We start from the raw sequence: 20,376 nt of genomic DNA on the forward strand, positions 1-20,376 counted from the left end.
CAAGCAACCCTAAATCATTGAAAAGTTGAACTATTCACTTTGATAGTTTTTACCTATCGAATTGATAAATTTATCCCATTATCTTTGTAAGAACGATCGGATTATTCTACGACTATCAGTTTATAAAGTAGAAGAATTTGAGATGAATAAGAGCGCATTAATCGTTGAAGGTGGGGCAATGAGAGGCATTTTTGCTGCCGGAGTTTTAGACGCCTTTATGCAAGACGATTTCCGTCCTTATGACTTTGCCATCGGCGTATCTGCAGGTGTGTCGAATCTGGTTGGTTACTTATCTCATGCACCAAAACGCAGTTATGATGTGATCACCACGATGGCGACCGACAAAACTTTCTTTAATCCAACTCGCTTTGCTAAAGGCGGTAACTTGGTGGACGTGAAGTGGTTGTGGGATGAGTCTAACCAACGTTATCCACTCGATTGTGGTGAGCTGTTTTCAAGTATCCCACTCATTGCTGCTGTAACAAACGTCGATACAGGCAGTGCAGACTACTACCATATCAAGCCAGAAAACCTCTCTAACGTGGTGGAAGCGACAACCGCTTTACCTATCGCTTATCGTGAAACGCCGTGCTTCTCTGGTGGTTGTTATACCGATGGTGGCGTAGCCGATTCAATTCCGGTGCGTGAAGCATACCGACGTGGTGCGCGAGACATTACCGTGATTCTTTCTCATCCTTTGAGTTACCGAATGAAGCCTCAAAAGCACCAATGGATGCTGAAAAAACTATTAAAGAAATTCCCTAACATTGCAGAATCGATGGCAGTGCGTGCTGAAAACTATAACCAGTCTTTGGAGTTCATTCGTAACCCTCCAAAAGATGCGACCATCAAGGTGATTGCGCCGCCAGAAGCGTTTGCGGTTAAGCGACTCACTATGGATCAAACTGTTTTGGATACAGGTTATCAAATGGGTGTGAAGGCTGGCGCAGAGCATCTGGCCATTCGTAAAGGCATTTATGGTTTGGATACCGAGGATTGTCATTTCTGCGTCTAGGAACGGTTTTAGAATACTGGATAAACGAAAAAGCCACGCTGTTCACTTAGGAATAGCGTGGCTTTGTGTTTGTAGATCTGGTCTGTTATTAACTCAGCCAGCTATTAACTCAATCTGTTATTAAACGAGTTCGTTGCCGCTGGTGTTGCCAGTAAAGAAGGCATCGACGCTGGTGAGCGTTGTATTGGCGATGTTGAACAGAGCATCTTTAGTCAAGAAGGCTTGGTGACCAGTGAACAATACGTTGTGACAAGCGGATAGGCGACGGAATACGTCATCGACAATCACGTCGTTAGATTTGTCTTGGAAGAACAACTCTTTCTCATTGTCGTAAACATCAAGACCAAGCGCGCCGATTTTGCTTTGTTTGAGTGCTTCAATTGCAGCAGTTGAATCCAGCAGTTCACCACGACTGGTGTTGACGATCATCACGCCATCTTTCATTTTGCCAAATGCCGTTGCATCCAACAGGTGGTAGTTCTCTTTACTCATTGGGCAATGCAAAGAAATCACGTCAGATTCTTGGTAAAGCTCGTCGAGTTCGACGTATTTAGCACCCAGCTCTTTTGCCAATGGGTTCGGGTACGGGTCGTAGCACAAGATGTTCATGCCTAAACCTTTCAGAATACGCATCGTCGCTAAGCCAATCTTTCCTGAACCAATTACACCAACGGTTTTACCGTGGAAGTTGAAGCCAACTAGTCCCTCAAGAGAGAAGTTCGCATCACGAGTACGTTGGTATGCTTTGTGCAACTTGCGGTTCAAACACATCATCATACCGACGGTGTGTTCTGCTACAGACTCGGGAGAATAAGCAGGAACGCGAACCACTTGCAGACCAAACTCTTTGGCTGCGTCTAAGTCGACTTTATCAAAGCCCGCGCAGCGCATCGCAATCAGCTTAGTGCCGCCTTTTGCTAGAATCTCTAGCACATCTCGCGATAGGTCATCGTTTACAAACGCACAAACGACTTCGTTGTCGTGCGCCATTTTTGCTGTTGTTGTAGTGAGTCGAAAATCGTGAAAATGGAACTCGGCGTTGAGTTCGCCTTTTGCAAGTTCAAATGATTTTTCGTCGTATGATTTTGAGCTAAAAAAAGCAATGTTGAGCATGGCTTCCTCTCTTACCTAAAATATAAATAACCCACTGATTCATTATCTGAAACGGGATTAAAACTAATAACTTTGTCCAGTGTGCTAGAGTTTTTTTGTCTTGTCTATCACCATTAGTCACTGTAATCACTATGGTTATTTGATCTTCTATCATCACTTTTTGAACATCGGAAATCACACTACGAAGTAGCTTGCTTATAAGTTCATCAATATTGAATGGATCTTACTTTCGGGTATTGAACATCTTCTTGGCCTCTTTTTCTGACCAGAAGTTAATGTTGAATTGCGCGTCGTCGCTCAGCTCTACTCGATGCCAATATTGAGGTGGGCTTGTGGCAAATTGCCCAGCTCGAATTGTGGTAACACTTTCTGGTTCTGTCGCGTCTGCATCGGCAAAACCGTAGAAAGTGACGGTGCCTTCCATTACACAGATCTGGCCGAATACACCCTCAGCGGTATTGTGATGATTGAGAAGCGCAGCCGGTATGTTGTTTTTGGTGAAAAATGGCGTTGAACGTTGAATTTTCCAGTGTGACGGAATACGTAAATGACTCATATAAAACCTCTTATCTGTCTGTATTTTGAATACAAGCTTTAGCTTTGATGGAATTGGTGACCGTGATTACCAGTAGTTTTCACTGCTGAATTGGCCGGGTTTTCGGCGTAAGTGCTTCTCGAAACCTAAGCTGGTTAGTGCTTCACTTGTGTCGCGAACCATTTGCGGATTGCCACAAAGGTAGAAAAAACTGCGGGTTTGATTGAAAGCGACAGACGTGGTTTGCTCAAGGTCGCCTCCAAGTAACAAGCTTGGGATTCGTCCGCGCAAAGTTCCGGTGACTGATTCTCTAGAAATAATTGGCACATATTGTAGTTTCCCTTGGAAGTGATTAACGAGTTGAGTGATACGGTCTCGATAAGTCAGGTCTTGTTCTGTTCTTACGGCATGAACCAGTACAAGGTTTTTGAATGACATTACTTTTTCGACATCTGAGCCGTTTTGCTGCTGTATCTGCATGCTTTCGAGCATTGAGATAAAAGGCCCAACGGCAGTCCCGGTTGAAAGCATCCATAGATCGTCGGCGATCTCTGGGATCTCATCTAAGGTCATAAAGCCGCTTGGATCTTTGCCGACAAAGATGTCATCGCCTACCTTCAACTCATGAAGTTGAGGTGAAAGCTGACCGTTCTGATCCTTAATAATCAAAAACTCCAGGTGTTGGTGACCTTGTTCGTGCTCTGGCGCATTCACCATTGAATAGGCTCGCCTTACGAACTCATCCTCTCTGTTAAGCAAGCCAAGTTTCGTGAACTGACCCGCCTGATAGGGAGAGACGGGAGCACTGACTTGCAGCGAGAACAGTTGATCTGTCCATTGTGTTTTATGTAAGACTTTGCCAGTTACCAAACCATGAGGAATATCTGTCATATCATCACCTTTACTTAGAGAAGTTATCTCATTAAGGATACTCAACTATTTACACTTTGGAGTTGCATGTACCATGCCATTAATGAGAATGCTTATCAATACTGACGATTCGGTGAAAATGAACTTGAATGATGTCAAATAGACTCTATGCTTGCTGTGTCTAAATGACATCTTTATTGTTTTTTGATGTGATTCCTTGTGATTAAGAACGATGAATTGCTCTATGGACACAGACCAAAATTGATACAGTGGTTTGACCCCCAGAGTATTCAACCAATTACTAAAGAGAATATTTTACAGATGAGTATAATGTCGGCTTTCGATCTCAATATAGCCGTGTTTTATGCTTGATAATCTTCGTATGGTCTTGAACGTATTGTTCGTGACTATCAATACCGCAATGACTGCGTTTACCGTGAGCTTCTTTGGCCTCATCAAACTGATTCTTCCAATCTCTATTGTTCAAAAGTCATGTACTCGTTTAGCGAATTTCACGTTTTGGTGTTGGGCTTCGCTTAACCTTTGGATGTTGAATGTGAATAACGATATCGAGTGGCAAGTCGAAGGGGGGGAAGATATCTCGACCAAGCAGTGGTACCTGATGATGTCGAATCACCTGAGCTGGGCGGATATCGTTATCTTGTCTTCAATCTTGAAAGACAAGATGCCGATGACTAAGTTCTTCCTTAAGCATGAATTGCTGTATGTTCCTTTTGTTGGATTGGCCTGTTGGGGTTTGGATATGCCGTTCATGAGACGTCACTCGCGTGAGTTTTTGATTCGTAACCCTGAGCGTCGTAATGATGACTTCGACGCGATCAACAAAGCATGTACTAAGTTCAAATGGGCACCAACGACATTGGTCAATTTTGTCGAAGGGACACGTGCAAATCACGAGAAGCTGGCGACAGCGAAAACACCGTATCGACATCTACTCAAGCCAAAAACCGGCGGTGTGGCGTTTGCTCTGTCTGCGATGGGCCCAATCTTAGATGGTATCGTCGATGTTACTCTGGCTTATCCAGAGAATCAGACATCTCCGTTTGAAGACATGCTGAAAGGTAAGATGAAAAAGGTGGTCGTGCGTATTAAATTGCATCCGATGGATGAGAACGTGAACGGCAATTACTTTGAAGACAAAGCGTTTAAGCGCCGTTTCCACAGTTGGTTGAACAACACGTGGAAAGAGAAAGACGAGTATCTCGATACGGTTTATGGGGTTGATAAGGTCTGTGAGGTTGAAACGATTGATGAGCCTGATGCGGTTCACAAGAAACAAGAGCAGTAAGCTCAAACCAAATTGATAGCATTAAAAAAGCCGATAGTTCACTGAACTATCGGCTTTTTTATTGAATTGGCTGTATCAGAGGTAAACGATAGAGTTAGTACTTACTATAATCTAGTGGCATTAGAATCAATGCTACATGCAGAACATGTGAGGGCTAAATCGCTTGGTAAGCATCAATGATGTGCTTCACTTCGCTAGGCTTACCTTGCTTCTCTTGTCCTTGATGGATACGTAAGTAGTGCTGCAATGTTTTGGCTTTGTATTGCTGAGATATCTGTAACTGCTGTTCGCAACTCGGCGCCCAGATCTTGTCACCCACGTTTGATATTTCACTAACAGCTTGGTTCTTTTCAGCTTCGCCTTGGTTATTACTCACCAATAAAATTTCGTAGTAACGACGGTTTTCTTCGATCAGCACTTCATCAATAAGACCGAACTTGAGCGCTTTTAAATAGCTTCTTAGCTCGAACTGCTGATGGACTGGGCAAAGCAGAAAATCGATATCTTTGTCTGGATGCTGGCGATGAATGTCGTCGACGAGCTTTTGAGTCAGATCGCCACCCACACCGGCAATAATAACCAGGTGTTTACCAGTATGTTTCTGGAGCGGAATAGCGGCGACATCCATGCAGTAAACTTGCCATTGGCTGGTAACCGTTTGTTCGGCTTTATTACTTTGTGGAAAGTAGCGCGCTAGCTTTCCTTCAAGCTCACTCATCAAAGACGGGACAATATCGACAAAGTGAATCTGAGGCGCTTTATTATCCGACAGCAGTTGAACACCCAAAAAGCCATGATCACAGCAACAGTCCCAAATATGCTGGTAGTCATTGCTGACAAGAGAGCGGAGAGTTTGCAGTCGGTTGCTGAGCTTCATAAGATTCGTGTCGTTAGAAAGGGAATATTGTCGTGTCGAAGGCGCATTGTAATGACTTTCTAGAAAAACAAAAGCACCTAGGGTGTGAATCCTAGGTGCTTTGTGTGCACATACGAATCTATGGCGTGTTATGAAGCTTGCGCGACAGCCTTTATATGCCCTTCCACTCGGTTCTTTCCGAGCTGCTGAGCGATGAGTTTCGCCTGTTCTGCAAGCGCTAAAGCCGAATCTGTTTCACCTTCTATTTGCGAGAATCCGACGCTGACACCTAATGATAACGTAATATCAGGTGTGGCAATGGCTTGCTCACTAACTCCAATTCGACATTGGTCCAGCTGGAATTTGGCATCCTTCACATCATTTGCTTTGAACAATACAGCGAACTCCTTGCCTCCAATACGTGCAAGACAAAGCCCTTTAGGCTTAGGGAAGTATGAGCGTATCGCTTCTGCAGTCAGCTTGATCATCTTGTCACCGACCGCTTCACCATAGGCGCGATTAACGTGGTCAAAGTTATCGATGTCGAGCAGAGCAACATAGGTATCTGGCTCGTCGGCGTAGTTTTCCAGTGCGATATTGAAACTGCTTTTGTTGTCCAGTTGAGTCATCAGGTCTTTACTGCTCAATTGATGGTGGAGCAGTAAGTTAGACAGCGAGACCTCGGTGTAATCTCTGATCATACGCAGAATACTCTGGCTGATCGGTAAGTTCGCGTTCACATAAAGTACTGCGACCAACTGTTTGCGAGAGTGCAAAGGAATGCAGTAGTGACGTTGGTGTATTTTGAGTTTACATGCCAGTGGATCGGCGTACTTACCACTTCGATAAGCCATGGTGTCTGGTGTAAATCGTTCTGCAAGGGCTTTGTCACAATGTACCGTTGATTTGTTTCCGTGATAGTCGATGGTACTGAATGCGTGGTTTTCAGGCTGATAGAGACAGAATTGAATGCCTTTTTGGTAAGTAAAGCTAGCCAGTATGGATTTCAACTCTCGTTTAAAGCTTACGAGATCATCGACCTTATTCAGTTGAGACAAAGATACGTTCAAGCGATAAGACAAATAGTTTGCCCCAACCCACAACAGAATCAGCGAACCAAGTACGACACCAGTTAATGTGAATTGATATGAGCTGGTTAGGATATCGTGACGATCGGTACCGGCGATGAACACCCAGTTCAAGCTATTGTCAGCGTCAAATACCGATATTTTGAAGTTATCTTGATAGTAGTATTCGTGTTTACCGACGGTTTCGCCTTGCGAGAGTTGGTGGCTTATTCCAGCGTGGTAGCTGATAGATTTAGAGCCGATACGTTTCGGATTAGGGTGAAAGACAAGTCGTTCTGTTGCTCGATCAACCACAAACACATAGCCGTGATTAAGCGTTTTTAGGTCTCTTAATCCTTGGGTCGTGTGCAATAGATCAAACTCAATCCATATCTCTTCGTTCAATCTTTCCGTTGTATGTTTTACCGCGAATACCCAACGACTATCGGGCTTTTGATAAATAGAAGAAATATAAAAATCGTCAACAACACTGTCTATTGGGTTCCATTTGATGGAGCCAACTTGTTCATTGGAAAGAGGTAAGCCACGACTTGATATATATTGTTGGGTTTGAGGTTGGTATCGAACGATATCGGAGAAGTTAGGTGTTCTTTTTAGAATGTTATCACTCAGTTCTCTGAATTTTCGATCACCGATTGGAGCCGTTTTAGGTAAGCCTAGACTGGTTTCTAGAAAATAGAGCTTGCCAAATGTGGCTTCGATGTTGGAACGAATCGTGGAGCTTGCGATTCGAATATTTGATGATGATTGTTCGGTTGCTGCTGTTTCTACTTTTTCAAGCTGAGCCACAGCAAGATAGAGCATCCCTCCAGTTAATAAAATAATGTATGGTTTAAAAAGCCGAATTAATGTTTTAGGTAAAGCCATGATATCCAAAGACGTTATAGATTCATTTTTATAGTACGGCCATACTAAACAGTTTTCGTAATCACATCAATGCAAATGATTCCATATAAATGAATGATTTCTGTGATATTCGGCTAACAAAAAAGCCAGTTATAAATATAACTGGCTCCTATGGTTTCTGGTGATTTATTAAGCTAGCTTAGCTTTTAACTTAACTTAAATCAGTCTTGTCTGGCGAATAGTGCAGAATCGCCATTGAAGCTGGAGATAACAGCATTTCACCTTCAGCATGACCTGGTTTTACATTTCGTAGGTTAGTATCGCAGATAGTCACCCAGTTTTGCTCACGGTCACTAGGTAAAGAAAAACGCGCCGGTGCGTTGGTTTGGTTGATCAGATAAATCAACTCGTCACCATCTTTACCAATACCTAAATGCAACGCAACCGAGCTTAAACGGTTCCAATCATCATGTTCCATAAGCGTGCCATCGACACGGCTCCAGAAGATGCGGTTAGAGTTACGCTTTTCGCCACTGAATGCCTTAATAAAAGGCACCATGTATTGCTGACGTGCGGAGATCATCTCAGACAGCCAAGTCTTGAAGTAAGTCTTACGCTCTGAATCTTCCCAGTTCAGCCAGCTGGTTACGCCGTCTTGGCAGTAAGCGTTGTTGTTACCCTTTTGAGTATGAGATAGCACATCAGCCGTCAAAATATGCGGAATACCAAAGGCGAACAGCAGGCTTGCCATGAAGTTACGCTTCTGTTTTTCACGTGTTGCGACGACCAAGAGGTTCTCGGTTTCGCCTTCAACGCCATAGTTTTCAGAGCGATTGTCGCCGTGCCCATCGCGATTGTTTTCACCATTTTCATCGTTGTGCTTATGCTTGTAAGAAACAAGATCCTGCATGGTGAAGCCGTCATGGTAAGTGATGTAGTTGACGGTCAATTTGTACGGCCAATGAGCAGCACTGTAGATGTCGCGCGATCCCATCAAGCGAGTTGCAAACTCTTTCAGATAGCCTTGATCACCGCGCCAGAAGCTGCGCGTAATGTCTCTGAGCTTGTCGTTACACTCATTCCAACCTAACGGAAAATTACCGACTTGGTAGCCGTTCGGGCCGATGTCCCAAGGTTCTGCAATTAGCTTGGTTTCTTTAAGTACCGGATCTTGAGCAACGGCTTTGAAGAAAGCGGCCTCAGGATTGTAATTATCGCCTTCACGGCCTAGCGTTGCTGCTAAATCAAAGCGGAAGCCATCAACTTTAAACTCATTAACCCAATAGCGAAGCGTATCCATCACTAAGTTGAGTGCTGGCTGGTGGGTTAGGTCGACTGTATTACCGCAACCAGTAAAGTTCGCGTAATGACAACCATGTTTAATGTAGTAGCGACTATCCAGTGCTTTTAGGTTGAAGGTAGTTCCACCTTCACCGCCTTCTGCTGTGTGGTTGTACACGACATCTAGAATGACCTCGATGCCATTACGGTGCAGTTCGCGAATCGCAGTTTTGAGCTCATTCACGGCGTCCTTTTCGGCGTAGCGTGGGTCAGGCACCATGAATAAGTATGGGTTGTAACCCCAATAGTTCACTTTCCCCATATCTAGTAGGTGAGGCTCATGCATGCATGCAGCAATAGGTAAAAGTTGTAGAGAGTTGATATTTTGCTGTTTGTAGAACGCGAGCATTTCAGGGCTAACTAACCCTAAGTAACGGCCTTTAGTATGGGTCGCGACTTCAGGGTGAAGCTTAGATAGGCCTTTTACATGCGTTTCAAAAAGAACGGTCTCTTCTCGGCTAATACGCGGCTTGTCTACATCTTGCCAGTCGAAAGTGTCATCAATAACAACACATTTCGCCATCGAAAAGCTTTTTTCATTGGTATATGGCGTGGCGTAATCGAGCGGTTCGTTGATTGCTTTAGCGTAAGGGTCTGAAAGTAAGATTGGACCATTTTCAGTTTCAGCAATGAAGCCGTATTTTTGTCCTGCTTTTATTCCGTCGATGAACACATATCGAATATCAGCGTATTCATTTTCCAATTTATAAGTGGTGAACTCATCGTTCTCGTCAAAGAGAGCGAGGGAAAGGGATTTACAGTCAGGAGAATAAATTGAGAAGTTGCAGCCAGTGTTACCTAGCGTTGCGCCTAGTGGATAAGGGCGATCGAGCGTTCTAGTCATTGCTTGATTTCTTGTTCGTTTATCGACATCAGTGAACTATAAGTAAAAAGCTTTGTCACAATAAGGTCAAGCAACTTCACAGAATAATTATTGTTAAAAAAATAATTTACCGATGAAGTTCAAATTATATATTTGAACTAGATCGCACTTATATCGAATAATTAGATCTGTGTGCTGTCTACTCCTCCTAGATTAAGTGATCTACCTCTTTAAAACACCGTTCTGTATATTTTCTACTCCCCTCTAGTCCCCCTTAATTAACTTAGGGGCGGAGGAAGTCAAACTTGTCATCCCCTCTTAATATTGACTCCGTTGAAACGAATCAGGGGCAACCCTAAACCTCTCTATCTTACGTCCGCCATTACTGCCTTTGGTTGTCGCAAGAGAGCAAAAATATAAAAACCTAAAATAAATCGTCCTTAATGGAGTTAAGAATGAAAAAAGTAAGTTTGATTGCTGCTGCAGTGGCAACTACATTAGCTGCTGGCTCTGCGTTCGCTGTAGATTTTAATGGTTACATGCGTGCTGGTATTGGTATTAGTGGTAATGGCGAAGGTGATGTATCGTTTATGAAGAATGGTATTGGTCGTCTAGGTAACGAAAACGACAATTACTATGAGTTTGGCCTTTCTGAAGAGCTTGAATCAGGTGAGCAAACTTGGCGTGTTGAGTCTATGATTGCTCAAGGCAATGATGGCGCAGCTGGCTGGGAAGACGGAGATTTCAACGTGGCACAGTTTGCAGTAAAAGCAAAGGGTGTATTAGCGTTTGACCGTGATGCGACACTATGGGCCGGTAAAACATATTACCAACGTAAAGATATTCATATTACCGATTTCTACTTTTTGAATACATCAGGTACTGGTGGTGGTATTGAAAACATTTCATTAGGCGATCAGAAACTATCTGTGGCTGTTCTTCAAGATGGTGAGACTGCAGATAGCACAGGTTATATTGCAGATGTCCGTTTAGCAAATATAAAACTAGCTCAAGATACTTCACTGGAAGTTGCATTAGCATACAATTTTGCTACTGAGAAAGATGATAAAACTCAGGATGCTGATGATGGTCTAATGGTAACTGGTATATTGCACCAAGGTTTAAGCAATGGTTTTAACCAGACGATTCTTCAATATGGTACTAGTGGTTACGGTAAACAAGTTGCAGAATTTGGTTCTGGCGCTTGGTATGATCGTGGTACGAGTACTTACAACGATGCTAGTGCTTTCCGTGTTATCAACTGGGGTGTAATTAACCTTGGTGAAGATTGGGAGCTTGGTCATCAGCTATCTTACCACCACGGTATGGATCTAGTTTCTGGTGAAGGTGACTCTGATTTGTACACAGCTGTTGTACGTCCTATGTATAAGTGGGATGACACAATGAGAACTGTGTTCGAAGGTGGTATTTCTGCGGGTGAAGTCGATGTACCTGGAGCAACTAAAGTTAAGCAAGGCGGCAGTAAGTTTACAGTAGCTCAAGCATGGGCTATGGGTGATAGCTTCTGGGCTCGTCCTGAAATCCGTGTTTACGGTTCTTACATCACTGATGATGAAGGAACAACATTTGGTGACAAAGGCGACTCTGACTTCGTCGTTGGTATTCAAGCTGAAGCTTGGTGGTAAACACCTAGCGTAACAAATTCTAAACTGTCCTAATTCATAGCCGGCTTGCGTCGGCTATTTTTTTAAGGAATGTACAATTAAGTTGATCGTTCCCTAGGTGAATAGTTCTCTTTGTGGTAATTAAAGTTAGTAAATTTCTTAAAAAAATAACAAAAAGGAAGGGTTATGTATTTTAAAGCTCTGATGTTGAGTGGCTGTGTTGCGTTGGCCGGTTGTCAATCTGCGCAAGTAATCGAGCAAGTGCAAATTGCACAGGCTGAACAAGTTAACTCCATTGCTGGTCTTCAATTTGCTTCAATGAAGCTGCCAAGCTCGGCAATTTTTGATGTAACACCAAATAGCCAAATATTAAACTACCAAGGTATAAATAGCCCAGTCGTCGCGATTGAGCTTCCTGCAAATCGCGGTGAGTATTCTATTAAGATCACAAGCATGATCGATGAGACGGCGTTCGTTCCTAATGCGGTAATTTACGACAAAAACGGTCGTGAGTTAGAGCGGTATGGTAAAGGTAGTTTCAAATACGCGAAACCAAGATTGCACCTGGGGAACCGTTTGGTTGCTGAGAAGGATTTTTACCCGCCAACGACGTCTGAATCGGTTTATTTAGTTATCTATACTGAACAGCAAGATCTAGATGGCTTTACTGATGTGATTCACCCTGCTCGTTTAGATGCAGAAGCTCGTGGTAATTATTTGCCTGAAATGGAAGATATTCCAGTTCCAAATGCTAATGTAGGTAAGATAGAAGTTACAATTGATAAAGCGAGCTTCTTCTCAATTGGTTCATCAAAAAGTAAATTTAATGCCAAACCAGCGGCGGCAGTTAAGCTTGATACGATTCAACCAGAGACACAAACTTACTACCATAATGCAATTCAAGCGGCAGTAAGTGAAGATAATATTCCGAAAGCTCTGAGCTTATTAGATGAAGCAAAAGCACTCGGTATTGAAGGCGCACAAGAAGTATTTGTAAAAGCCGTCAATAAAAAATAATCGTATTGTAAATACTGATTATATTTAACAAAAGGGACCCTCATTGGGTCCTTTTTTATTATCTGCTACAAATGGTACGGCAAGGTTTCTATAGGCTAATAGTTGGAACTGGACATTATTTGAGTATGAATTAGTCCGAATAAACAATACTTCGAGTAAGACATTGCTTGATGAGTGTATATTCCTTCTTAATTATTACGATTTAACATTACGAATTAAAGTGCAAAATAAAGCACTCACTAGCTATTAATTTCTAAGAGTTATCGATATAGAGCGCTGTCGTGTTGTTTTCTATTTGATTCATGATTGTGAATTTTACTAATTGTAGCTCAAGTTACTCACCCTAATTTCGAATAAAGTAAGTACCCAGGTTAGACGTGCAGTTCTAGATCTGGTTCTCCATACTGTGCTCGGAGCTAACAGTTAAATGGCTTGTCCATCCTTTTACAATTGGTATATGCGATGAGGGCTAAGAGAAGGTGAAGTTCTGTTTAGTGGCCTAGTTGGTGATTCGTGAGCAAAAAAAAGGGAGACTGACGTCTCCCAAAGGCTAGCTTTCGCTGGTTTTATTATCTGTTTATTAGAATCATAAGGTTTAATTCTTGGTTACCGAAACGACCGCTTTTTCGACATTGTCATCTAATTCATGAATCGCATTCAGAGTGAAGGTGTAGCTGCCTGTTTCTGTTACGCTTAGTTGACAGTTACCATCAGTACCTAGGTCGATTGAACCATCAGCAAGTTCAACTGAATCACAACCAAAGTTAGGTGTTTTCCAATCTGCATCTGCAAACTTGAAGCCATAGTCTCCCGCTTCTAAAGTACCCGTTACAGAGTAAACCCCATTAGCCACAAAGCTCATTGCCCAAGCATCCGCTGCACCCCAGCCATTCATATCACCACGAACATACACGGTTGTTTGGCCGTATGGTGGGATGCTAGATACATCCTTGTCTGAGATCAACTGGCAGACCGACACCTTGTGCATCGCCTTGAGCCTGTACAAATACAGCGGTGGTTAATGCAGGTACTGTGAAGGTTTCAGCGGCAAAGCTTGCGCCTTTCACTGTGCCATCAGCGGAGCTCAGTTGAACGGTATGAAGAGCAAACCCCGTCGCTCCTGTGATTTTGAACGATTGAGATTCATTAGTTGAGTTTACAACTGCCACAATCGCATCATTTGCAGGGTCAAGATCGTCGCCCGCAGACACACCATCATCGATAGACATGACAATCAGGCCTTCAACTTGATCTTCACCAACATTGCGGAAGTCGACACGCTTCATGACTTCGTCTGCTGTGTCTAAGCGGAACAGTTCGCTTGAGCTACGGATTTTTAATAGCTCTAGGAATTGCTGCTTAGTCAGTTCAATGTCGTCTGCGTCTGGTTTAGCCGTGCTGTCAGCGATGATGGTTTTGATCAAATTCCAGTTAGCACCATCTTTATCTTCACGTGGTAAGCCAACATTCCAGTTGTTGTCAGTACCGTCAAACATGACGCGGTTGTACCAATCACCAGAGTCGTAAGAATCACGCTGCATAGACTTAGAACGAAGTAGTTCAGAACCCATATGGATGAATGGTATGCCTTGACCTAACATCACGGTAGAAAGCGATACAGACTGCATGCGAGCACGCTCTGCAGAACTAGTACCTGCCGCGATCTTGTAAGCGTTGTTATCCCAAAGCGTTTGGTTATCGTGTTTTGAAACGTAAGAAATGTTTTCTGAAGGCATCTTGGTGTAGCCAGCAGGTGCGCCGTTGTAATCAACGTTTTTTCCCAGCTTGGTATCGCCTTTGTAATCAAGCAATACGTATTCCGCTAAGTTACCCGCCATACCTAAACGGACAAGATCTTGGTTGTGCAAACGGCCGTTGATAGAGTCTTGATCGACTTTCGTTTCTTCGTTGGCAATGGCTGCGTTACCGAAGCCTTGGTTAAAGCGAAGTGGGTGATTTCCTTCTGAATCGACGCCGCCATCAAACGGACTTCCGCCTCGCACTGCATCACGCAGACGGTCAGAGAAGGTGCCTATTTCTGTACCTGCCATGTTGATTTGATTCGCTTGATCGAAGCGTGCGTTATCCGCTACTTCGCCAAAGTCCCAACCTTCACCGTAGAACAGAGTGTTCGGGTCGATTTTGCGCACTTCTTCCAATGCTTCGACCATTACGTCTTTTGGTTGGTGGCCCATTAAGTCAAAACGGAAACCATCTACTTTATAGTCGTCAGCCCACACCTTAAGAGAGTCGACCATCAATTTACCCATCATCAGGTTTTCGGTCGCGGTGTTGTCACAACAGGTTGAGTTTTCGACGCCACCTGTGTTTACGTTAAGACGGTGGTAGTACCCAGGGACAATTTTATCTAGGACAGACTTATCGTTCACGCCAGACGCATTGGTGTGGTTGTATACCACGTCCATGATCAGCTTAAGATCCATGTCGTGCGTTGCTTTCACCATTTGACGGAACTCTAGAATACGCTTAGAACCATTAGGATCGGTCGCGTAACTTCCCTCTGGAACCGTGTAATGAAATGGGTCGTAGCCCCAGTTGAAGCTATCAAGCATGCGCAGGTCGTTCATTAGGGCTTGGGCGTCGCCTGTTGAAGGATCATAATTATCGAGTACATCTTCGATGACTTTGTTTTCGTCTTCGCTTCCACACAACGCAGCGGTAGGTTTTACATCACATAGCTTACCAACGGTGTCAGTAATATCGACACGGCTCGCTTCATCTTCATCAACGGTAGCGATATCAAATGCTGGTAAGATATGCAGCGTCGTTAAACCTGCATCTTGCAGAGCTTGTAGGTGTTTGACCGACTCACGATCTGCTTCTGTGAGAGCGAGGTACTTGCCGTTTAGGCTCTTTGTGCCGAGCTTATCGCTGAAGCTGAAGTCACGAAGGTGGGATTCGTAAAGTACGTGGTCTTCGTCTTTTTCTACCGTTGGGCGTTCATATCCAGCCCAACCTTCAGGCATTAATGCTGAATCATTAAGGTCGATAACTTGAGAGTATGCCGAGTTTTTCGACAAACTGAGTGAGTAAGGGTCGGTTACTAGGCGAGTTTCAATGTTACCTGTGGTTGGATGGTAAACCTTCACTTGGTAGCGATAGTAACTGTTGACAGCGTTAGGTACCGCGTCAGTCGCCCAAATCCCCGTCTCAGTGCTTTCTGTCATTGGGAACACTTGTGAATTTTGCAGATCTTCGCTGTATAGGACCAGTTCTACATCTTGTGCTGTTGGTGCCCAAAGCTTAAACGTAGCCGTACTGCCTTCAACAATAGCGCCTAATGCTTCACTCATCGCATTACCAGTGTCTTCGTCAGCAAAGACAGCATCAAGTACACCTGGTTTTTGAACCTCTGTTGAAGAGGTAACGTCGCCATTGGCATTGTAGGCAACAAGAATTATCTGAGATTTCAAAATGGTGCGTAGCGTGTTGTCGTCAACATCGATCGATAAAGCAGGTAGGCTAGCTAGATGACGGAAACGCTCTTTCAATTCAGAGGATAGCTCGCCATCTTTGGCTAGATCAACGGCAGTGCCTCCCAAGATCTCTTTGTCGTTCATGGTGATGCTGTTATCTAGTGCGTAGAACAATTTCACAGAATCGGCATTACCAGCTGCTTCCCAAGCGATAGTATCTACGTTCAACCAATGCGCTTTTTGACCATCGATATTGACTGGGCGTTCTGAAATTGGGTCGTAGTACAACTCACTGCTGCCATGAAAACCAAACACGCCTTGTGAATCGCCAAGCGTGATTAGATTGATTTTCGAATTTGCACTACCAAACCCTTTTTCGTCGCCATTATGTAAGATGAAATTCATGCATTTGTGTGGGTCAGAAGCATCAGGATTGACTTTCAATACGTAGTAAGCACCGTAGGTATCACTGATACCGTCAGGCTCATAAGGTGCTTCCCAGTTGGTACCGCTTTCGCTTAGTCCCATACCGATTAGATCTGTACTAGTGCAACCTTCGCCATTCCATAGGTGAAGCCCCCAGTCGTCGTAAGTCGAGCCAGAAGCGCTTGCAGCTGCAACATCACGTTTGTAATACACAACGACTTCGTTTTCGCCTGCTTTGTATAAGCCACTGTTGCCAGCGTCCGTGTCGCTGTCGTTATCGCTACCACAGCCTGCGATAAGAGTGGCTGTGAAGAGAGGCAGAATCGCTTTAGCCAAAGTAGAGCGTTTAAAACTTCTCTTTTTAGTAATGTTAAAGGTGCGTTGTAGAGTGATGTTCTTATTAATATTTATGTTGTTCACGTTTGATATCCATATTTCACTTTTTATGAAGATGAATATCCTAGTCCGAATGATGGCCAACTATTTGTGATGGCTATATGTAAAGTTATTTTTAATACGTAAAAATAGGAAACCTAGTGTCAGTATCACACTTTGTATTTGGTTTAAGTGAAATTAATTGGATCAATAACTCATATGTTCGATATTAATAACCTAAGGCGTAGAAGCTAGGAGTAGATAATAAGGATGAGAGCTCATCCTTATTAATGTGAGGAAGGTATCGAATTGAGAGGCTGTTAATTCAACCTGGGAATTAAGTTAATTATCAATTAGAAATGTAATAATTGTTCGGCAACTAATATTGATAGATAGGTTATTCATCTAACGATAATACCCAAACCAAAGATGCGAGCGGCTTTAATTCGATATTAAAAGTACCAATGCCCTTTTCAACGGTGAATTTTTGTCGTTGAATCCCTTCAATATGTTCATCTAACAAGTAACTGTCATCAGCGATTGTGAGCGTTCGTATAAGACCATTTGGAACGGTTAGGTGAATATTCTCTGTGACATGTTGGCTGAAATTCGCAGCAACTATTGTCACCTCTTGGTCGTCATAGCGCAGAAATGCGTAAACGGAATCACTCAAGTTATTGCTCTGGTGTAAGTCTCGATATTCACCAGTCATTGAAGAGTGCTCAAGCGAAAAGTTCATTACTTTTTGATAGAAGTGACGTAGTTGCTTTTCGTTATCGTCTAGTAACTCACCATCGAACGCACCATTATTCATCCACTTTTGGTGTTGTGGGACGCCAATATAGTCAAATATGGAGGTTCGTGAGGGCTGTCCAAATCCTGCATTCACTGCACCGGGTTCTCCTACTTCTTGCCCAAAATAGATCATGGTTGGAGAACTGCTCAATAACGTGCTGACGAGCATCGCAGGCTTTGCGACATGTGGATTGCCAACAAACTCGGGAGACGCGATGCGTTGCTCATCGTGATTGTCCAAGAAGTGCAGCATGTGGTGTTCAATATCCATCATTTGATGTTGGATTTCAGGAATGATTGCTGTTGAAGCCTTACCTTGCATGATAGCTTTGAGCCCGTCGTACAGATCTACTTTGTCATAGAGGTAGTCCATTTTGCCTAAGTGGATATAGTCGCGATATAAGTCCGGTTGGTACACCTCAGCCATTAAAAAGACATCTTGGTTTTTTATCTTTATAGATGAATTAAGGTAGCTCCAAAACTCGACAGGCACCATTTCAGCCATGTCGTACCGGAACCCATCAACGCCTTTGTCTAACCAGAACAAGGCGATGTCTCGGAATTTCACCCAAGAGCTAGGCACAGCGACCGATTCCCAGAATTGGTGATGCTCTCGGTAATCGCGTTGGGCATAGTCTTTGAGTAGCTCAGGGAAATCTTTTGAACCGTCAGGGCGCACACCGTAATTAATCTTTACGGTTTCATACCAATCGTCGAAATTGGCTTTAGTTAAGCGTGAGCCATTACCCGTCCATTTGGCGGGCGTCTCTATAAACGGGGAGCTTAGGTTAGGGTGCTGTTCACCACCAAGCGGGGTAAAGGCGGGCTCTATATCTGGCAGTTCAAAGGTGCTGTTGGGGATGTAGTAGAAGTTATTGTCTCTGTGGTATTCCAGTGTAGTGTCATCTTGAGCGCCGAAGTCACTGACGCCTTGTGGGTTGTTTAAGCCTTGATAATGACGCGCAACGTGATTCGGTACGATATCGATGATCACTTTTAAACCGTTGTCGTGGCTTCTTTTTATCAATGCCTCAAACTCTTCTAACCGATGGTCAGGATTATTGGCGAGGTCCGGATTGACGGAGTAGTAATCTTTAACTGCATAAGGGGAGCCTGCTCGGCCTTTTACCACGCTTGGGTGATCGTCTGAAATCCCGATGTGCTTGTAATCATTGATGACGGAGTGATGTGGCACTCCGGTATACCAAATATGAGTCATTCCGAGCTTTTGAATTTCAGACAGCGCTTTATCGGTAAAATCACTGAACTTACCGACGCCATTTTGTTCGATTGTGCCCCATGGAACATGTTGGGTGTTCTTATTACCAAATAAACGCGTAAAAACTTGGTAGATGGCGTACTTTTGGTTGTACATATTTATAATTCCTTTAACTTCCATCATGTTATGTAGGGATGAATGGGCTTGTTTATTCTTTGCAGGCTAACCGAATTACAATATGCCTTACTCATCCTTATCAAAATCTACAGGGCGTAATTGCTACAGTATGTGAGCTGTTGCCCAAAAGGAGTTGATGTTGTCTTCATCTATTCAAATCGTTATCACTTATCTTGTTCTGGTAGCGGTATCTGTGTTGTTTGCGGAAAGTTCTAAAGTGTTGTTGGCGTGGTATTTAGTTATTGGAGCAGCGACGTTTGTTGTATACGCGAAGGACAAGCGAGCTGCGATCAACGGCAATTGGCGTGTGCCAGAGAAAACCCTGCACATTTTGTCTGTTGCTGGTGGCTGGTTAGGGGCGTTGATCGCTCAAGATAAGCTACGCCACAAAACGCAAAAGCAGCCGTTTAGGGCGATTTATTGGCTGACTGTGGTAATCAATGTAGCAGCATTTTTATGGACGTTAACACCGAGCGGGCAGGCGACATTTGGGCGTTGGCTTAGCGAGGTTATTGGATACTTGTAACTAAACTGATGGCTAGTAATCACTTACTAACCATCTTGGGGAAGCTATCTGGTTACAACATCGGAATCGTTGAGGCTAACAGCAAACCTGCCATACCGTAGTTAAAGCTTTTGATGCGGACGGGTGTTGTTAGCCAGTGTTGCAGTTGCTTGCCTGCTGCCGTCCAGAAGGTCACAGAAGGCAAGTTGGCTAGCGTGAAGATACCTGCGATGATTGCAAGCTCCCACCATGAACTGCCGCTGCTATAGACTGAAATCGCCGTCAGCGCCATCGACCAACCTTTCGGGTTCACCCACTGAAAACTTGCCGCGCCGATGAAGGTCATTGGTTTATAAGCCTCGCTGCTTTTGGCTTTGCCGCTCAATGCTATCTTGATTGCAAGGTACACGAGGTAAGCAAGGCTTAGGTATTTCAATATTTGGTGCGTCACTGGGTATGCGTTGAAAACGCCCATCAAGCCGAAACCAACCAGCAGCAACATGGCAGCAAACCCTAGAGCAATGCCAAGCATGTGCGGAATAGTGCGGGCAAAGCCAACATTTGCTCCTGATGTCATGAGCATGATGTTATTTGGACCTGGTGTGAAGGTCGAGACAAACGCAAACAAGGCAAGTGCGCTAAGTTGTTCTAAAGGCATTGTGATTCTCCAGCAGTAAAATGAACGAAGTGACTGACCGGTCATGACTTTCACGTGTTGAGAAACATAGTAGGTGGAAAGTGGGGCAATTATGTGCTTTTATTTCCTCTATTATCACTAAATGCACAATAATAAGTACTTATGGATAGATTTGACGAAAGGATATTGCAAGAGCTTAAATTGGACGGCAGAATCTCCAACATTGAGCTTTCAGAACGGATTGGCTTGTCGGCTTCTGCGACCTTAAGACGCGTCCAGGATCTTGAGCGTAAAGGTATCATTCAAGGTTACCGAGCGGTTCTGGATAATGGCCTGATGGGCGTTGGTTTTATTGCTTATGTTTCGA

The 20,376-nt window shown here is 43.8% G+C and carries 14 protein-coding genes and 1 pseudogene; 6 read left to right on the plus strand and 9 right to left on the minus strand.

Features of this window, described 5'->3' with window-relative positions; all coding sequences use genetic code 11:
* Positions 1–142: 142 nt before the first annotated feature.
* Positions 143–1,015, plus strand: a complete 873-nt coding sequence (locus AACR09_RS13405; protein WP_076649263.1) for a patatin-like phospholipase family protein — start codon at positions 143–145, stop codon at positions 1,013–1,015.
* 120 nt (positions 1,016–1,135) lie between these two features.
* Here the strand turns inward: AACR09_RS13405 and AACR09_RS13410 are convergent, their stop codons facing one another.
* The 3 genes from AACR09_RS13410 to AACR09_RS13420 form a co-directional block, all read right to left on the minus strand.
* Positions 1,136–2,128 carry a 2-hydroxyacid dehydrogenase gene (locus AACR09_RS13410; RefSeq protein WP_017081793.1) on the minus strand — a complete coding sequence of 331 codons (993 nt, stop codon included), beginning with the start codon at positions 2,126–2,128 and terminating at the stop codon, positions 1,136–1,138.
* A gap of 223 nt (positions 2,129–2,351) precedes the next feature.
* Positions 2,352–2,684: a DUF1971 domain-containing protein gene (locus AACR09_RS13415; RefSeq protein WP_017078571.1), complete on the minus strand. Its 333-nt coding sequence runs from the start codon at positions 2,682–2,684 to the stop codon at positions 2,352–2,354.
* Positions 2,685–2,750: 66 nt separating this feature from the next.
* Entirely contained in the window at positions 2,751–3,554 is an 804-nt protein-coding gene (locus tag AACR09_RS13420; protein ID WP_029222565.1) for a ferredoxin--NADP reductase, read from the minus strand.
* A gap of 343 nt (positions 3,555–3,897) precedes the next feature.
* On the opposite strand from AACR09_RS13420, the gene AACR09_RS13425 reads away from it, so the two are divergent.
* Positions 3,898–4,842 carry an acyltransferase gene (locus tag AACR09_RS13425; RefSeq protein ID WP_017081796.1) on the plus strand — a complete coding sequence of 315 codons (945 nt, stop codon included), beginning with the start codon at positions 3,898–3,900 and terminating at the stop codon, positions 4,840–4,842.
* A gap of 154 nt (positions 4,843–4,996) precedes the next feature.
* Here AACR09_RS13425 and AACR09_RS13430 read toward each other — a convergent pair whose 3' ends face one another.
* From AACR09_RS13430 to glgX, 3 genes are all read right to left on the minus strand, one after another.
* Positions 4,997–5,719 carry a tRNA (adenine(22)-N(1))-methyltransferase gene (locus tag AACR09_RS13430; protein WP_193835171.1) on the minus strand — a complete coding sequence of 241 codons (723 nt, stop codon included), beginning with the start codon at positions 5,717–5,719 and terminating at the stop codon, positions 4,997–4,999.
* A gap of 128 nt (positions 5,720–5,847) precedes the next feature.
* On the minus strand, positions 5,848–7,590 hold the full coding sequence (locus AACR09_RS13435) for a sensor domain-containing diguanylate cyclase (RefSeq protein WP_193835368.1): 1,743 nt from the start codon (positions 7,588–7,590) through the stop codon (positions 5,848–5,850).
* A 253-nt stretch (positions 7,591–7,843) separates the two neighbouring features.
* Positions 7,844–9,817 carry a glycogen debranching protein GlgX gene (gene glgX, locus AACR09_RS13440; RefSeq protein WP_193835172.1) on the minus strand — a complete coding sequence of 658 codons (1,974 nt, stop codon included), beginning with the start codon at positions 9,815–9,817 and terminating at the stop codon, positions 7,844–7,846.
* 434 nt (positions 9,818–10,251) lie between these two features.
* Here glgX and lamB point away from each other — a divergent pair, with 434 nt between their 5' ends.
* A complete protein-coding gene (gene lamB, locus AACR09_RS13445) occupies positions 10,252–11,442 on the plus strand; it encodes a maltoporin LamB (RefSeq protein WP_017086580.1) in 1,191 nt (396 codons plus the stop codon).
* 165 nt (positions 11,443–11,607) lie between these two features.
* Positions 11,608–12,438 (plus strand): MalM family protein, encoded by an 831-nt coding sequence (locus AACR09_RS13450; RefSeq protein ID WP_017086579.1) that lies wholly within the window; start codon positions 11,608–11,610, stop codon positions 12,436–12,438.
* Positions 12,439–13,033: 595 nt separating this feature from the next.
* On the opposite strand, the pseudogene pulA reads toward AACR09_RS13450, so the two are convergent.
* Positions 13,034–16,670 (minus strand): annotated as a pseudogene (gene pulA / locus AACR09_RS13455) (pullulanase-type alpha-1,6-glucosidase).
* Between the two features lie 403 nt (positions 16,671–17,073).
* Entirely contained in the window at positions 17,074–18,846 is a 1,773-nt protein-coding gene (locus AACR09_RS13460) for an alpha-amylase family glycosyl hydrolase (RefSeq protein ID WP_193835173.1), read from the minus strand.
* Positions 18,847–19,003: 157 nt separating this feature from the next.
* Here AACR09_RS13460 and AACR09_RS13465 point away from each other — a divergent pair, with 157 nt between their 5' ends.
* Entirely contained in the window at positions 19,004–19,393 is a 390-nt protein-coding gene (locus AACR09_RS13465; protein ID WP_193835174.1) for a DUF1294 domain-containing protein, read from the plus strand.
* A gap of 52 nt (positions 19,394–19,445) precedes the next feature.
* Here the strand turns inward: AACR09_RS13465 and AACR09_RS13470 are convergent, their stop codons facing one another.
* Positions 19,446–20,030, minus strand: a complete 585-nt coding sequence (locus tag AACR09_RS13470; RefSeq protein ID WP_029406413.1) for a LysE family translocator — start codon at positions 20,028–20,030, stop codon at positions 19,446–19,448.
* Between the two features lie 141 nt (positions 20,031–20,171).
* Between AACR09_RS13470 and AACR09_RS13475 the strand changes: the two genes are divergently transcribed.
* Positions 20,172–20,376, plus strand: a 205-nt coding sequence (locus tag AACR09_RS13475) for an Lrp/AsnC family transcriptional regulator (RefSeq protein ID WP_228010575.1), incomplete at its 3' end; no start/stop codon positions are given.

The sequence above is a fragment of the Vibrio sp. OPT20 genome (assembly GCF_963889365.1).
In the GTDB taxonomy this organism is placed as follows: Bacteria; Pseudomonadota; Gammaproteobacteria; order Enterobacterales; family Vibrionaceae; genus Vibrio; species Vibrio splendidus.

What these genes read in the sequence shown, in the direction of transcription:
- AACR09_RS13405 (WP_076649263.1), top strand. Translation starts at nt 143, where the DNA reads ATGAATAAGAGCGCATTAATCGTTGAAGGTGGGGCAATGAGAGGCATT.
- AACR09_RS13410 (WP_017081793.1), bottom strand. Translation starts at nt 2,128, where the DNA reads ATGCTCAACATTGCTTTTTTTAGCTCAAAATCATACGACGAAAAATCA.
- AACR09_RS13415 (WP_017078571.1), bottom strand. Translation starts at nt 2,684, where the DNA reads ATGAGTCATTTACGTATTCCGTCACACTGGAAAATTCAACGTTCAACG.
- AACR09_RS13420 (WP_029222565.1), bottom strand. Translation starts at nt 3,554, where the DNA reads ATGACAGATATTCCTCATGGTTTGGTAACTGGCAAAGTCTTACATAAA.
- AACR09_RS13425 (WP_017081796.1), top strand. Translation starts at nt 3,898, where the DNA reads ATGCTTGATAATCTTCGTATGGTCTTGAACGTATTGTTCGTGACTATC.
- AACR09_RS13430 (WP_193835171.1), bottom strand. Translation starts at nt 5,719, where the DNA reads ATGAAGCTCAGCAACCGACTGCAAACTCTCCGCTCTCTTGTCAGCAAT.
- AACR09_RS13435 (WP_193835368.1), bottom strand. Translation starts at nt 7,590, where the DNA reads ATGCTCTATCTTGCTGTGGCTCAGCTTGAAAAAGTAGAAACAGCAGCA.
- glgX (WP_193835172.1), bottom strand. Translation starts at nt 9,817, where the DNA reads ATGACTAGAACGCTCGATCGCCCTTATCCACTAGGCGCAACGCTAGGT.
- lamB (WP_017086580.1), top strand. Translation starts at nt 10,252, where the DNA reads ATGAAAAAAGTAAGTTTGATTGCTGCTGCAGTGGCAACTACATTAGCT.
- AACR09_RS13450 (WP_017086579.1), top strand. Translation starts at nt 11,608, where the DNA reads ATGTATTTTAAAGCTCTGATGTTGAGTGGCTGTGTTGCGTTGGCCGGT.
- AACR09_RS13460 (WP_193835173.1), bottom strand. Translation starts at nt 18,846, where the DNA reads ATGTACAACCAAAAGTACGCCATCTACCAAGTTTTTACGCGTTTATTT.
- AACR09_RS13465 (WP_193835174.1), top strand. Translation starts at nt 19,004, where the DNA reads ATGTTGTCTTCATCTATTCAAATCGTTATCACTTATCTTGTTCTGGTA.
- AACR09_RS13470 (WP_029406413.1), bottom strand. Translation starts at nt 20,030, where the DNA reads ATGCCTTTAGAACAACTTAGCGCACTTGCCTTGTTTGCGTTTGTCTCG.